This is a genomic window from Sphingomonas glacialis (assembly GCF_006439055.1).
In the GTDB taxonomy this organism is placed as follows: Bacteria; Pseudomonadota; Alphaproteobacteria; order Sphingomonadales; family Sphingomonadaceae; genus Sphingomonas; species Sphingomonas glacialis_A.
On record NZ_RCZC01000002.1, the window covers coordinates 619,158 to 633,951 of the forward strand.

General features: G+C 66.0%; 14 protein-coding genes. 9 read left to right on the forward strand and 5 right to left on the reverse strand.

Annotated features, from left to right (window positions below; all coding sequences use genetic code 11):
• Nucleotides 1-138 precede the first annotated feature (138 nt).
• Nucleotides 139-1,176, forward strand: coding sequence for an SPOR domain-containing protein (locus tag EAH76_RS06745; RefSeq protein WP_241659590.1), 1,038 nt, complete (start codon nucleotides 139-141; stop codon nucleotides 1,174-1,176).
• Nucleotides 1,177-1,195: 19 nt separating this feature from the next.
• On the opposite strand, the gene serB is transcribed toward EAH76_RS06745, so the two are convergent.
• Nucleotides 1,196-2,077 carry a phosphoserine phosphatase SerB gene (gene serB, locus EAH76_RS06750; RefSeq protein ID WP_140849388.1) on the reverse strand — a complete coding sequence of 294 codons (882 nt, stop codon included), beginning with the start codon at nucleotides 2,075-2,077 and terminating at the stop codon, nucleotides 1,196-1,198.
• Between serB and miaA the strand changes: the two genes are divergently transcribed.
• From miaA to EAH76_RS06780, 5 genes are all read left to right on the forward strand, one after another.
• Entirely contained in the window at nucleotides 2,070-2,999 is a 930-nt protein-coding gene (gene miaA / locus EAH76_RS06755) for a tRNA (adenosine(37)-N6)-dimethylallyltransferase MiaA (protein WP_140849390.1), read from the forward strand. The genes serB and miaA overlap by 8 nt on opposite strands.
• An 80-nt stretch (nucleotides 3,000-3,079) precedes the next feature.
• Nucleotides 3,080-4,825: an acetolactate synthase 3 large subunit gene (locus tag EAH76_RS06760; protein ID WP_140849392.1), complete on the forward strand. Its 1,746-nt coding sequence runs from the start codon at nucleotides 3,080-3,082 to the stop codon at nucleotides 4,823-4,825.
• A gap of 115 nt (nucleotides 4,826-4,940) precedes the next feature.
• Complete coding sequence (ilvN, locus tag EAH76_RS06770; RefSeq protein WP_140849394.1) at nucleotides 4,941-5,456, forward strand: acetolactate synthase small subunit; 516 nt, start codon at nucleotides 4,941-4,943, stop codon at nucleotides 5,454-5,456.
• 112 nt (nucleotides 5,457-5,568) lie between these two features.
• Nucleotides 5,569-6,588 (forward strand): ketol-acid reductoisomerase, encoded by a 1,020-nt coding sequence (gene ilvC / locus EAH76_RS06775; RefSeq protein ID WP_140849396.1) that lies wholly within the window; start codon nucleotides 5,569-5,571, stop codon nucleotides 6,586-6,588.
• A 207-nt stretch (nucleotides 6,589-6,795) separates the two neighbouring features.
• Nucleotides 6,796-7,425, forward strand: a complete 630-nt coding sequence (locus EAH76_RS06780; RefSeq protein WP_140849398.1) for a YceI family protein — start codon at nucleotides 6,796-6,798, stop codon at nucleotides 7,423-7,425.
• Nucleotides 7,426-7,469: 44 nt separating this feature from the next.
• Here EAH76_RS06780 and EAH76_RS06785 read toward each other — a convergent pair whose 3' ends face one another.
• Nucleotides 7,470-7,862 (reverse strand): BLUF domain-containing protein, encoded by a 393-nt coding sequence (locus EAH76_RS06785; RefSeq protein WP_140849400.1) that lies wholly within the window; start codon nucleotides 7,860-7,862, stop codon nucleotides 7,470-7,472.
• Nucleotides 7,863-8,144: 282 nt separating this feature from the next.
• Here EAH76_RS06785 and leuA point away from each other — a divergent pair, with 282 nt between their 5' ends.
• The gene (leuA, locus tag EAH76_RS06790) at nucleotides 8,145-9,803 is read left to right on the forward strand and encodes a 2-isopropylmalate synthase (RefSeq protein WP_140849402.1); all 1,659 of its coding nucleotides are present in this window, start codon (nucleotides 8,145-8,147) and stop codon (nucleotides 9,801-9,803) included.
• Nucleotides 9,804-9,932: 129 nt separating this feature from the next.
• Here the strand turns inward: leuA and EAH76_RS06795 are convergent, their stop codons facing one another.
• Genes EAH76_RS06795 through folE form a run of 3 tightly spaced genes read right to left on the reverse strand, consistent with a single transcriptional unit; the run spans nucleotide 9,933 to nucleotide 11,679 of the window.
• Nucleotides 9,933-10,289: a dihydroneopterin aldolase gene (locus tag EAH76_RS06795; protein WP_140849404.1), complete on the reverse strand. Its 357-nt coding sequence runs from the start codon at nucleotides 10,287-10,289 to the stop codon at nucleotides 9,933-9,935.
• Nucleotides 10,286-11,038, reverse strand: a complete 753-nt coding sequence (locus EAH76_RS06800) for an SDR family oxidoreductase (protein WP_140849406.1) — start codon at nucleotides 11,036-11,038, stop codon at nucleotides 10,286-10,288. The genes EAH76_RS06795 and EAH76_RS06800 overlap by 4 nt, the downstream gene beginning before the upstream one ends.
• The gene (gene folE / locus EAH76_RS06805) at nucleotides 11,035-11,679 is read right to left on the reverse strand and encodes a GTP cyclohydrolase I FolE (protein ID WP_431357975.1); all 645 of its coding nucleotides are present in this window, start codon (nucleotides 11,677-11,679) and stop codon (nucleotides 11,035-11,037) included. Before folE ends, EAH76_RS06800 begins: the two co-directional genes overlap by 4 nt.
• A 210-nt stretch (nucleotides 11,680-11,889) precedes the next feature.
• Between folE and EAH76_RS06810 the strand changes: the two genes are divergently transcribed.
• Nucleotides 11,890-14,484, forward strand: a complete 2,595-nt coding sequence (locus EAH76_RS06810) for a TonB-dependent receptor (RefSeq protein ID WP_140849410.1) — start codon at nucleotides 11,890-11,892, stop codon at nucleotides 14,482-14,484.
• 28 nt (nucleotides 14,485-14,512) lie between these two features.
• The gene (locus EAH76_RS06815; protein WP_241659591.1) at nucleotides 14,513-14,794 is read left to right on the forward strand and encodes a DUF2945 domain-containing protein; all 282 of its coding nucleotides are present in this window, start codon (nucleotides 14,513-14,515) and stop codon (nucleotides 14,792-14,794) included.

Here is a 14,794-nt window from a genome sequence, read left to right on the forward strand (position 1 = left end):
GCCATAGGATCGGTCAAGGAACGGTTAACGCGGCGGCGTTAGCGTGCGCTGCGACCGATATGCATAACGAAATCTTTGCCAAACCGGCGATAGTCAGCATGGTTGGGCGATACAGCCGGACGAGACGGGACGATGATCATGCGCACGCGAGTATGGATGGCGCTGGCGGGAACGCTGCTTTTGATGAGCCCCGCGGTGGCGGACGTGCGCGACGGCGTCGATGCCTGGGGCCGCGGCGACTATAAGAAGGCGATCGCCGAATGGCGCCCGGCGGCGAATGCCGGCGACGCCGATGCGCAGTTCAACTTGGCGCAGGCCTATACGCTCGGACGTGGCGTACCGACCGATATTGCGGTCGCGGAAGGCTGGTTCCGCAAGGCCGCGCTGCAGGGCCATATCGCCGCACAGGCGAAATACGGGCTGATCCTGTTCGATCAGCACAAGCCGAACGACGCCGCACCCTGGCTCGAAAAGGCGTCGCTGCGCGGCGAGCCACGCGCGCAGCTCGTCTATGGCACGATGCTGTTCAATGGCGACGGCGGCGCGAAGGACTGGCCACGCGCGTATGCCTTTATCGTCCGAGCCGCCGCCGCCAACACGCCGCGGGCGTCGGAGGTCCAGGCGCAGATGGACAAGGCGATCCCGACCGACCAGCGCCAGCAGGGCCTCGAACTCGCCCGCCGCTACGAGGCCGAGGCGCAGCGGCCCGAGCTACCCCCCGAAATCACCGGCAAGCCGCGCAGTGTCGGCATGCGGGGCACCGATCTGCCGCCGTCCGATTACGACCCAGCCGCTCCGCGCAAGCCCGAGGTTATGGCCCTGGCGCCCGAACGGCAGCCGACACGCGCCCAGCCGCCCAGGGTGCGCGCACCCGCGCCGGCGCCGACCGCTCAGCCTGCCCGTTCGGCCGCGCCGACCGCTCAGCCGGCCCGCGCGCGCGCGCCCGCCGCGATCGCGACCAGCCGGGGCGGTTGGAAGGTGCAGCTCGGGTCGTTCGGCGACCCCGCCAATGCTCGGAAGCTGTGGGGACAGGTCGGCCGGCGGTTTGCCGGCGCCGACGTGCAATATGCCAAGAGCGGCGCAATGACGCGCGTGCTCGTCGGTCCATTCGCATCGAAGGGCGCGGCGCAGGCGGCATGCGGGTCGATCAAGCCCTGCGTGCCCGTCGCCCCCTAAGCGACGCGTCCGCCGTGCGTTACGCCGTCACCCAATCCGCGCGCGCGATGCCCTGCACATAGAGCAGCGCCGACAGATCGCCATGGTCGATCCGCGCCGCCGCAGCAGCGGCGACGATCGGCTTGGCGTGATAGGCGACGCCCAGCCCCGCTTCCTGCACCATCGCCAGATCGTTCGCGCCATCGCCCACCGCGAGCGTCTCTTCGGGCAGCAGGCCGAGCTCGGCGCGCGCCGCCCGCAAGGTCTGCAGCTTGGTGTCCGAACCGACGATCGGCTTGGCTACCGTGCCGGTCAGCGCGCCGTCGGCCAGCTCGAGCCGGTTGGCGATCGCCCGGTGGAAGCCGATCCGCTCGGCGACCGGATCGGCAAACCGCGTGAAACCGCCCGAGACGAGGATCGCGGTCGCGCCCCGCGCCCGCATCGTCTGCACCAGCGCCACGGCGCCGGGCATGATCGTCACGCGCTCGGCGAGACAGCGCTCGATCACGGCCTCGTCGAGCCCCTTGAGCAACGCTACGCGCGCATCGAGCGCACCCTCGAAATCAAGCTCGCCGCGCATCGCCGCCTCGGTGATCGCCGCGATCTGCGGCTTGATCCCGGCATAATCGGCGAGCTCGTCGATGCATTCGACGGTGATCATCGTCGAATCCATGTCGGCGACGAGCAGCTTCTTCTCGCGCCCCTGCGCCGCCTGCACGACGACATCGACGCCGTCGAACACGCCCTCGAGTGCCTTGCGTGCGGCGTCGGGTGAAACCCCGAACAGGATATCGACCGCCTTCTCGGGCTCGATCCACGCCGAGGTCGCCGGTGCGCAGCCCACCGCAGCGATCCGATCGATCGCTGCAGAAAGATCGCCTGCACTGAGCGTTTCCGATGCTATCAAGGTGGCAATGAACACTGTGAATCTCCCGCAGGTCGCGCTCATCGCAGGGCCGACCGCGAGCGGCAAGTCCGCACTCGGCATCGCGGTCGCCGAACGTCACGACGGAATCGTCATCAACGCCGACTCCGCGCAAGTCTATCGCGACCTGCGCGTGCTGACCGCGCGCCCGAGCGAGGCCGATGAAGCGCGCGTCCCGCACCGGCTGTTCGGGCATGTCGACGGGGCCGATAGCTATTCCGCCGCGCGCTGGGCGGACGAGGCGGGCGCCGAGATCGAGCGCGCCCAAGCGCTCGGCAAGCTTCCGGTGCTGGTCGGGGGCACCGGCCTGTACATGCGCACGCTGCTCGACGGGATCGCGCCGGTGCCCGAGATCGACCCGGCCGTCCGGGTAGAGGTCCGCGCGCTTCCCGTCGCGCAGGCGCATGCAGCCCTCGCCTCGGTCGATCCCGCCGCCGCCGCGCGCCTCGCCCCCGCCGACACGACGCGCGTGGCGCGCGCGCTCGAAGTGGTGCGCTCGACCGGCAAGTCGCTCGCGGGCTGGCAGGCCGAGCGCAGCGGCGGGATCGGCGAGCGGATCGCGCTCGCCGCAATCGTCCTGCTGCCCGATCGCGACTGGCTGATGGCGCGCTGCGACAGCCGCGCGGCTACGATGCTAGCCGGCGGAGCGCGCGAGGAAGTGCGCGCCTTGCTCGCGCGCAGCGACATCGCGCCCGAAGCGCCGATCCGTCGCGCGATCGGCGTCAGGGAAGTCGCCGCCACGTTGGCCGGAGAAACCTCACAAAAACAAGCGATTGATGCGGTCGCCCTGGCCACGCGGCAGTATGCCAAGCGTCAATATACGTGGTTCCGCAATCAGCCCCCGCCGAGCTGGACTCGCACCCCTGCGTTAGAAAACGGCGAAAGAAGCGACTATTTCGACACATTATTACGTCGATAGTCGTTGACACGCACATTTCGTTTCTCTAGCAGCGCCGCTCCAACGCTGCTAATCCCTGGCGGCGCGATGGGAGACGAGACGTGACCGAGAAAAGCGGAGCAGACATCCTGATCGAGGCGCTGTGCGATCTCGGCGTGGAGGTCGTCTTCGGCTATCCGGGCGGTGCCGTCCTGCCGATTTACGACGCCCTGTTCCGCTCCGGGCGGATCAAGCACATCCTGGTGCGCCATGAGCAGGCCGCGACGCATGCCGCCGAGGGCTATGCCCGCTCGACCGGCAAGCCCGGCGTGGTGCTCGTCACCTCGGGGCCGGGCGCGACCAACGCGGTCACCGGCATCACCGACGCGCTGATGGATTCGATCCCGATGGTGGTGATCACCGGCCAGGTGCCGACCGCCTTGATCGGCACCGACGCGTTCCAGGAGGCCGATACGGTGGGCATCACGCGCCACTGCACCAAGCATAATTACCTGGTGAAGGACCCCGCCAAGCTCGGCGACACGATCCACGAGGCGTTCTACATCGCCACCTCGGGCCGCCCCGGCCCGGTGGTGATCGACATCCCCAAGGACGTCCAGGTGGCGACGGCGCGCTACACCAAGCCTGGTCCCATTCGCCACAAGACCTATCGCCCGCAGATCAAGGCCGACCAGACCTCGATCGAGCAAGCCGTCGACATGCTCGCCGCGGCCGAGCGCCCGATCCTCTACACCGGCGGCGGCATCATCAATGCCGGCCCGGCGGCGAGCCAGTTGCTGCGCGAACTCGCGCGGATCACCGGCGCGCCCGTCACCTCGACGCTGATGGGCCTCGGCGCCTATCCGGCGAGCGGCGAGCAGTGGCTCGGCATGCTCGGCATGCACGGCACATACGAAGCCAATCTGGCGATGAACAAGGCCGATTTGATCGTCTGCCTCGGCGCGCGCTTCGATGACCGCGTGACCGGTCGGCTCGACGCGTTCAGCCCGTTCTCGCGCAAGATCCACGTCGATATCGATCGTTCGTCGATCAACAAGAACGTCCGCGTCGATCTGGCGATCGTCGCCGATGTCGGCCATGCGCTCGAGGACATGGTCCGCGTGTTCAAGGCGCGGCGCCATCCCAAGCCCGATCTTGCTGCCTGGTGGCAGATGATCGGCGAGTGGCGCGCCAAGAAAAGCCTCGATTTTCCAGAGGTCGATAGCGACATCATGCCACAGCGTGCGATCCGCGCCTTGTGGGAGGCGACGCACAAGCGCGCACCGATCATCACCACCGAGGTCGGCCAGCATCAGATGTGGGCGGCACAGCATTTCGGCTTCGACGCGCCCAACAAATGGCTGACCAGCGGTGGGCTCGGCACGATGGGCTATGGCCTGCCCGCCGCGATCGGCGCGCAGCTCGGCAATCCCAAGGCGCTGGTGATCGACATTGCGGGCGAAGCCTCGATCCAGATGAACATTCAGGAGCTGGCGACGGCGAGCCAATACCGGCTGCCGGTCAAGATCTTCATCCTCAACAACGAATATATGGGGATGGTCCGCCAGTGGCAGGAGCTGACCTATTCGAGCCGCTATTCCGAGAGTTACAGCGATTCTCTCCCGGACTTCGTGAAGCTTGGTGAGGCCTATGGCTGGAAGGGCATCCGGATCGAGGGGCTCGGCCAGCTCGATGACGGGATCGCCGCGATGCTCGACTATGACGGTCCGGTGATCGTCGATTGCCGCGTCGCCAAACTGGCGAACTGCTTCCCGATGATCCCATCGGGCGCCGCGCATACCGAGATGCTGCTCCAGGCGAGCGAAGTGTCGGGCGAAATGGACGACGAAGCGAAGGCGCTGGTGTGATGGGTGCAGTTTCCGTCGCCCCGGCGCAGGCCGGGGCCGCTACGCTATCGCGCGCATCCACCGTTTCACTCCCCAACGGAGCGGCCCCGGCCTGCGCCGGGGCGACGAGGTAATCATGCACATCACCAAGGAAAAAGCGTCGCGCCACACTCTGGCGGTGATGGTCGACAACGAGCCCGGCATCCTCGCCCGGATCGCCGGCCTGTTCACCGCACGCGGCTATAATATCGAGAGCCTGACAGTGTCCGACGTCACCGCCGACAAGGCGGTCAGCCGGATCACGATCGTGACCTCGGCGAGCGATGCGACGATGGAGCAGATCCTCGCGCAGCTCGACCGGCTGATCCCGGTCCATTCGGTGACCGATCTCACCGCGCTCGGCCCGCATGTCGAGCGCGAGCTGGCCCTGCTCAAGGTGTCGGGCGTCGGCGATCACCGGATCGAGGCGCTGCGCCTCGCCGACGTCTACCGTGCGCGGGTCGTCGATGCGACCACCACCAGCTTCGTGTTCGAAGTGACCGGCGGGCGCGAGAAGATCGACACCTTCGTCACGCTGATGCGCGAAGTCGGGCTGTGCGAGGTTGCCCGCACCGGGATCGTCGCAATGGCCCGCGGGAACGCGGCGATCTGACATCACGCGTCGCCCCGGCGGAGGCCGGGGCCGTCCCGTTACAGCGGACAGCGCCAGCAACGAAGCGACCCCGACCTCCGCCGGGGCGACGAATTTTGAAAAGGGAAATACCATGCGCGTTTATTATGATGCCGATGCCGACCTGAACCTGATCACCTCGAAGAAGATCGCGATCGTCGGTTATGGCAGCCAGGGCCATGCCCACGCCCAGAACCTGCGCGATTCGGGCGTCACCGACATCGCCATCGCGCTGCGCGAAGGCTCGCCTTCGGCACAGAAGGCGTATGGCGCCGGCTTCAAGGTGATGACCAACCAGGAAGCCGCCGCCTGGGCCGACATCACGATGATCCTCGCCCCCGACGAGCATCAGGCCGCGATCTACGCCGACGATCTCCACGCCAACCTCAAGCAGGGCGCGACCATCGCGTTCGCGCACGGTCTGAACGTGCATTTCGGGCTGATCGAGCCGCGCGCCGACCTCGACGTCATCATGATCGCGCCCAAGGGCCCCGGCCACACCGTGCGCAGCGAATATGTCCGCGGCGGCGGCGTGCCCTGCCTGATCGCGATCCACCAGGACAAGAGCGGCAACGCGCACGACATCGGCCTGGCCTATGCAAGCGGCGTCGGCGGCGGTCGCTCGGGCATCATCGAGACCAACTTCCGCGAGGAATGCGAGACCGACCTGTTCGGCGAGCAGGCAGTCCTCTGCGGCGGCGTAACCCACCTGATCCAGGCCGGGTTCGAGACGCTGGTCGAGGCCGGCTACGCGCCCGAAATGGCCTATTTCGAGTGCCTGCACGAGACCAAGCTGATCGTCGACCTGCTCTATGAGGGCGGCATCGCCAACATGCGCTATTCGATCTCGAACACCGCCGAATATGGCGACATCACCACCGGCCCGCGGATCATCACCGACGAGACCAAGGCCGAGATGAAGCGCGTGCTCGCCGACATCCAGTCGGGCCGCTTCGTCAAGAACTTCGTGCTCGACAACCGCGCCGGCCAGCCCGAGCTCAAGGCCGCGCGCAAGCAGGCCGAGGCGCATCCGATCGAGAAGGTCGGCAAGGAACTGCGCGCGATGATGCCGTGGATCGGCGCCAACAAGCTGGTCGACCAGACCAAGAACTGACCGTGCCTTAAGCCCCTCCCCTTCAGGGGAGGGGTTGGGGGTGGGGCCGTGCCTCGCAGAGAGCGCGGCGTTTGGAACTTCCCCACCCCAACCCCTCCCCTAAAGGCGAGCGGCTTTACCTTGCCCCGAAACGGTTCGTTGCCGAAACGGGGTTTGACGCTGCGGAGCGGGCATCGCACTTGGGTACATCTTAACAGGAGTGTCCCCATGCGCCTTACCCACCTCTACGCCGCCACTGCCGCAGCGCTGCTGATCGCCGCCCCCACGCTCGCGCAGACCACCCCGCCCGAAATGCTGCACGGCGCCGGCACCGCCGCCGAGGTCAAGGCCGGCACCTACAAGGTCGAGCCGAACCACACCCAGGTCACCTTCAGCGTCAGCCATTTCGGCATCTCGCCTTATGCCGGCACCTTCTCGGGTGCGTCGGGCAGCCTCCAGCTCGACCCGGCCAAGCCCGCCGCGACCAAGCTCGACGTGACGATCCCGATCGCCAGCGTCCAGACGACGAGCGATGTGCTGACGGGTGAGCTCAAGGGTGCCGACTGGTTCGACGCCGCCAAATTCCCGACCGCGACCTTCCGCTCGACCAAGGTCGCGCAGATCGCCCCCGACGCGGTTGAGGTCGATGGCACGCTCACGCTACACGGCGTGACCAAGCCCGTCAGCTTCCGCGCAAAACTGTTCGGCGCGGCGACCAACCCGATGAGCAAGAAGGCCTCGATCGGCTTTCTCGGCCGGATGGTGATCCATCGTTCGGACTTCGGCGTAACGAAGTACGTGCCCGTCGTGTCGGACGAGACCGTGCTCGTCATCAACGCGGCGTTCGAGCTGCAATAACGTGCCGTGCCGATGGCGACACACGTCGCCATCGGCGCCCGCCGTCAGGCCGGCACCAGCGCGCGAAAATACTCCGCTGTCTCGCGCGACACGCCCAGCAACAGGCCGTGCAGCCGCCGGTCGAACGAATCGACGCTCTCACGCCGCTCGCGATGCACCATCATCCAGTCGCCGAATTCCCGCTCGTCGGTCTGCCGGTCGATCAGGACGCGCAGGTCGCGATGGCGCGGATCGGCCTTCAGGCTTGCGAGCAGATCGGCAACGCTGTCGTCGGGGCCCTCGAGCGCCTGCAGAAATTCCGCATCCTGCGAATAGAGCAGGCCGGTAATCCCATCGAGTCCGTTCCGCACCGCCGCTTGCCGCAGGATCGGCACGCAGTCGTCCTGGGCACGACCGCTCGGATTGGTCGTGACGCTCGTATAGATCAGTTGTCGCATGTTCGCGTTTTACCCCAAGTTCGGCCTTCCGTAATTGATTTGGCTCAAGCGCTACCCCCGTTGCGGTTCGGGCTGGACAGGGACGCGACCCGCGCGCTATTCGCGGTGCGTGACTTGCTTTCTAGCCCTCGGCTCGCTTCGACTTACGCGCCCTTAGGCGTGTACACTGCCGCGCGCCGATCGAGGCCAGCGCGGCGCGCCTGAGGATCCTCCGCCCCTAGCGGACCGCGCCCCTAGAAAACCGCGCCGCTGTAAAACCGCGATTGCCGAGCGAGACCGATCATGCTGCGTGACCCTTCGACCAAATACCGTCCTTTTCCCACCATCGACCTGCCCGATCGCCGCTGGCCGTCGCAGACGATCACCAAGGCGCCGCGCTGGCTCTCGACCGATCTGCGCGACGGCAACCAGGCGCTGATCGATCCGATGGATGCCGAGAAGAAGACCCGGATGTTCGACCTGATCGTCAAGGTCGGGATCAAGGAGATCGAGGTCGGCTTTCCCGCTGCGGGCGCGACCGAGTTCGATTTCATCTCAGGCCTGGTGCGCGATGGGCGCATCCCCGACGACACGACGATCCAGGTGCTCACCCAGTCGCGGCGCGACCTGATCGAGACGAGCTTTGCGTCGCTGCGCGGCGCACCCAGGGCGATCGTCCATCTTTACAACGCCGTCAGCCCCGCGTGGCGCAAGATCGTGTTCGGCATGAGCCGCGCCGAAGTGAAACAGATCGCGATCGACGGCGCGATGATCCTGCGCGATCAGGCCGCCGCGCAGCCCGACACCGACTGGTTCTTCGAATACAGCCCCGAAACCTTCTCGACCGCCGAACTCGATTTCTCGCTCGAGGTTTGCGAAGCGGTGATGGACGTGCTGCGCCCGACGGCCGACCACAAGCTGATCCTGAACCTGCCCGCGACGGTCGAATGCGCGACGCCCAACGTCTATGCCGACCAGATCGAATGGTTCAGCCGCAACATTCGCAATCGCGACACCGTCGCGCTCAGCCTGCATCCGCATAACGACCGCGGCACCGGCGTCGCCGCCGCCGAGCTCGGCCTGATGGCGGGCGCGGACCGCGTCGAGGGCTGCCTGCTCGGCAATGGCGAGCGCACCGGCAATTGCGATCTGGTGACGGTCGCGCTCAACATGTACACGCAAGGCCTTGATCCCAAGCTGGATTTCTCGGACATCGATGCGGTCGTCAACACTGTGAACTATTGCACGCAGCTGCCCGTGCATCCGCGCACGCCCTATGCCGGCGACCTGGTCTTCACGGCGTTTTCGGGCAGCCATCAGGACGCGATCAAGAAGGGCTTCGCCGCGCAGGAAGCCAAGAACGACCCGCTGTGGGAAGTCCCCTATCTGCCGATCGACCCGGCCGACCTCGGCCGCTCGTACGAAGCGGTGATCCGCGTCAATTCGCAGAGCGGCAAGGGCGGCGTCGCCTGGGTGATCGAGCAGGACAAGGGCCTCAAGCTCCCCAAGCGGCTCCAGGCCGATTTCAGCCGTCACGTCCAGCGCCTCGCCGACGAGACCAGCCGCGAGATGAACGCGAGCGATATCTGGGGGCTGTTCGAGGCGACCTATCTCGCGCGCGGCGAGGATCGCTTCCGTTTGCTCGATTATACCGAGAGCGGCAGCGTTGGGGATCGCCTGTTCGTCGGGCATGTCGCGGTCGATGGCGAGGAACGCTCGATCTCGGGGCGCGGCAACGGACTGATCTCGGGCGTGATCGCGGCGCTGAGCGACACGACCGGGCCACAGCTCGATGTCGTCGACTATAGCGAGCATGCGATCGGGCATGGCGCCGATGCGCAAGCCGCCGCCTATGTCGAATGCCGTTCGGCCGATGGACGGACGGTGTTCGGGGTCGGGATCGACGCCGATATCGCGACCGCTTCGGTCCGCGCGGTGCTCAGCGCGGCGAATAGAACCTGATCCTCCCCGGCACGGCGAGGTGGCATGCGCAGCATGACGGAGGGGGGCCGCCGCGAGCGCTCGGTTTGCGGCCCGCCCCCTCCGTCAGCCTTTGGCTGCCACCCCCCCCCGTGCCGGGGAGAATAAGCATCACCGCTCGCGGACGATCTCGCACCCCACCGCCGCATCGGGATAAATATCGGGCTTCGACGTTCGCACCGTCACGCGCTCGACGCGCGAATCGCTAAGGCACAAGGCCGCGATCGCCTCGCACAGCGTCTCCTGCAGGTGGAAATGCCGCTCCGCCACGAGCGCATGGATCCCTGTACGCACGAAATCGTAATCGAGCACGGCGTCGATCCGGTCCTCGTTCGGCGGCGTGGGATAGACCACGTCCATCCGCACCGAGACGATCACGCGCTGCGCTGCGGCGAGTTCCGACGGGTGGATGCCGAGCCCCATCATGACCTCGAGCCCCTCGAGCACGGTCGTGAAGCGCGCGCTCATGCCCGGCCCTCGAACATCACGTCGCGGTCGCGCTTAAGAAAATGCTGGCCGCAATCGACGAACAGATTCTGTCCTTCGAGCCCATCGGCCTCGAGCAGGAACCCGACCGCGCGCGCGATATCGGCTGGATCGACAGGGCGTTGCAGCAGGTTTTTCGATGCTGCCGCGACGAATTCCGCCTCGCTCTGGTCGGCGCTCGGCAGCGACAGGCCGGGCGACACGGCATTGACGCGAACCCGCGGGCGCAGCGCCTGGGCGAGCATCGTCGTCGCGCCGGTTAGCGCGATCTTGCCACAGCTATACGAGAAGAAGTCGGGATTGAGGTTGGCGACCTTCTGGTCGAGGATGTTCACCACCGCCCCGGCAACGAGATCATCCTGCGCCGCAAGCGCGCTCGCGAGCAGGACCGGCGCCTCCAGATTGACCACGCCATGCGCGCGCAGCGATGCGGCGGTAATCTCGGGCGGCGTATCATAGTCGAACAGCGACGCGCTGTTGACGAGCGCCACCAACGGCCCACCGAACGCCGCACGCGCCGCTGCGACCAGCACCGCCGGCACCTCCGGATCGGCGAGATCGCCGGACAGGACGGTCGCGCCGGGGAGCTCGGCCGCGAGCGCGTCGGCATCGTCGGCAGAATGGTGGTGGTGGATCGCGACCCGCCACCCCTGCCCCGCCAGATGGCGCGCGATCGTCGCGCCGAGCCGGCGCGCGGCGCCGGTCACCAGAACGGTTCGCGCAGCGCTCATCCGCGCCCCATCAGCGCGAGCACTTCCTTGCGGCTGCGTTCGTCGTCGCGGAAGACGCCCATCATCCGGCTGGTCACCATCGTCACGCCTTGCGTGCGCACGCCGCGCGCGGTCATGCAGGCATGGCTCGCCTCGATCACCACCGCCACGCCGACCGGCTTGAGGTTGTTCCAGATACAGTCGGCAACTTCGGCGGTCAGCCGCTCCTGCACCTGCAGGCGCCGCGCAAAGGCCTGCAGCACGCGTGCCAATTTGGAGATGCCGACGACATAATTGCCCGGCAGATAGGCGATGTGCGCCTTGCCGATGATCGGCGCCATATGATGCTCGCAATGCGACTGGAACGGGATGTCCTTGAGCAGCACGATCTCGTCATAGCCACCGACTTCCTCGAACACGCGCGACAGATGCTTCGCGGGATCGTCGGTATAGCCCGCGCAATATTCCTTCCACGCCCGCGCGACTCGCGCCGGCGTATCGCGCAGCCCCTCACGCGTCGGATTGTCCCCCGCCCAGCGGATCAGCGTGCGGACCGCCTCGGCGACCGCATCGGGCACCACGACCTTTCCGTCGGCGCCGATCTCGGCAACGCCGAATTCCGTCTTATTCCGTCCGTCCACGCTGCTTCCTTCGCAATCCATCCATGCGGCAACCGTACGGCCGACCAGTTTCGCCGTACTGCAACATGGAATTAGTCCTAATTTATAACGCTACCGCCTTCGAATTATCCGGCACTAGTCCCAGTCCAAGGTAATTTAGCCCATTGACTATGCCCCATCATTTAACGAACCTGATCTTCGAAAACCGTCATCCGGCATAGACTGGAGGCGGCGGAGCTAGGGGATGCCATCATGAAGAAATTCGAACTGCTCGCTGCATCGGCGTTGGTTTCGCTCTACGCGTGTCCAGCGCTCGCGCAAGATACGCCGCCGACTACCCAGGCACAAGGCGCGCCCGCCGCGACCGCCGCCGCCGCGCAGCAGGTCGATTCGCGCAGCAGCGATGGCGACGACATCATCGTCACGGCGACCAAGCGCGAACAGACGCTGCAGGACGTCCCCGTCTCGGTCGCGGTGACCGGCGCCGATACGATCAAGAAGGCGCGTATCCTGGACCTGATCTCGCTCCAGGCGAGCGTGCCCTCGCTCAAGGTCTATCAGTTGCAGAGCTCGGGCCAGACCGGCTTCCAGATCCGCGGGTTCGGCAACGGCACCGGCAATATCGGCGTCGAGAGTTCGGTCGGCGTGTTCATCGACGGCGTCTATCGCTCCCGCTCGGCCTCGGCGATCGCGGATCTGCCCGATCTCGAGCGGATCGAGGTGCTGCGCGGTCCGCAATCGACGCTGTTCGGCAAGAACGTGTCGGCGGGCGCGATCTCGATCGTCACCAAGCGACCGCAATTCAGCTGGGGCGGCGGCGCCGAAGCGACGACAGGCAATTTCGGCAATATCGAAGCGCGCGCCTCGGTCACCGGGCCGATCTCGAAGACGCTCGCCTTCCGGCTCTATGGCAGCGTCAACCAGCGCGACGGGTATTACACCAACCTCGTCAACAAGGTGCAGGTCAACGGGCGCGACCGCTATTCGCTGCGCGGCGACCTGCTGTTCGAGCCGTCGTCGGACTTCTCGGTCCGCATCATCGCCGATCTCAACCATATCAACGAAGTCTGCTGCGGCGCGGTGACGATCTTCAACGGGCCGGTCACGCAGTTGATTGGCGCCCCGCGCGCGTTCGGCGGCGTCGGCGCGGTGATCGGCAACCCCGCGACCGCGTACAACCGCGAGGTCGTGTACAACACCTCGCCGAACAACCGACTGACCGGCAAGGGCATTTCGGGGCAGATCGACTGGAATGTCGGCTTCGCCAAGCTGACCTCGATCACCGCCTATCGCACGCAGACCAACGATACGACGCTCGACGTCGATTTCACCGGTGCCGACATCTCGAACCAGACGACGTCGGACAGCATCAAGACGCTGACCCAGGAATTCCGCCTGGCGTCGGACAATGCAGGGCCCTTCAACTGGCTGCTCGGTGCCTTCTATTCGGACGAGAAGATCCGCAGCGGGCGCAACATCCTCTACGGCGCCGATGCGCGTGCCTTTGCCGATGCGGTGACGATCACGCGCGGCGCCAACGGCGCGCCCGCGGCCGGCGCAGTGCCGCCGATCCTCACGCTCGAATCGCTGCAGCGCGCCGCCGGCAATACCAGTGTCGTGCCGGGCCAGACCTATTTCGCGCAAGGCACCGGGATCTTCGATAATTACACGCTGAACGACCAATCGTTCTCGGTGTTCGGGCAGACCGATTTCAAGCCGTTCGAGCGCCTCACGCTGACCGTCGGCGGCGCCTATCTGCACGATCGCAAGGCCGCGGTGTCGAACGTCGTGCTGACCGACCGCTTCTCGCAGCTCAACCTCAACAACGTGACCGAACTCGGCTTCCTGCCGCTGGCGATCATCGCGCCGGGCGCCCCGGCGGGCGCACGGATCCCGACCAATCTCTTCGCCGGCCTGAACGCGGTGCAGTTCTTCTATGCCGACACCGCCAATCACGGACCGGTCAACTTTCCCAATGCGACCGAGAACGGCATCCTGAAGGGCGACAAGTTCACCTATCTCGCCCGTGCCAAGTTCGACATCAACAGCAACATCAACGTCTATGCGAGCTACTCGACCGGGTGGAAGGCGGGCGCCTACAATCTGTCGTCGGACAGTCGCCCAGCGACCAACGGCGTCGGCCGCACCGCCAATCCGGAAAATGTCGAAGTCTATGAAATCGGCGCCAAGGCCCGATTCCGCGGCGGCTATCTCAACATCGCGGTGTTCGACGAGAAGATTAAAGGCTTCCAGTCGAACGCCTTCACCGGCACCGGCTTCGCCTTGGTCAACGCCGGCAGCCAGTCGGTCCGCGGCGTTGAGGTCGAGGGATCGTACAAGCCGTTCCGCGCGCTGGTGATCAACGCGTCGGGCACGTATCTCGACCCGAAATACGACTCCTTCACCCGCGCGCCGTGCTTCTCGTTCGATGCGCGCTGCCAGGTTCCGGCCGGATCGCCCGCCGGCACGCTCCCACCGCAATTCCGCGATCTGAGCGGGACGACGCCGGCGGGCATCTCGAAATGGTCGGCCAATGTGAACGCGATCTACACCCAGACGATCAGCGATCGGATCAGCGCCTATGTCCGCGGCGAGTTCGTCTATTCGAGCAAGACCCCGCTGACCGACACGGTGCCGGCGTCGATCGCCAGCGCCGAGGTCAAGACGGTCAACGCCAGCATCGGGCTCAACCTGCCCGACCAGTTCGAGATCCAGGGCTGGATCCGTAATCTCGGCAACGACAATTACTTCATCGGCGCCTTCGCCACGGTGGTGCAGAACGGCAGCTTCAGCGGCTATATCAATGAACCGCGGACCTACGGCGTGACGCTACGCAAGGCGTTCTGACGCTCCGCGGCCGCGGGCGACGGCCATAGTGATCACCGACCGCGGCAAAGCGATGCAACCGAAACGCCTCGCCATGCGCTCCTTCCCCGAACGACAGGAGCGCAGGATGAAGGATCCCAAGGCCGGTGACCATGTCACCTGGAAATCGCATGGCGGAACGGCGCACGGCGTGGTCGAGAAAAAGCAGACCAAGCCGACCACGATAAAGGGGCATAAGGTCGCCGCTTCGCCCGAGAATCCCGAGTTCATTGTTAGGAGTGACAATGGCGGAAAGGCAGCGCACAAGAGCGCAGCGCTAACGAAGGCGTGA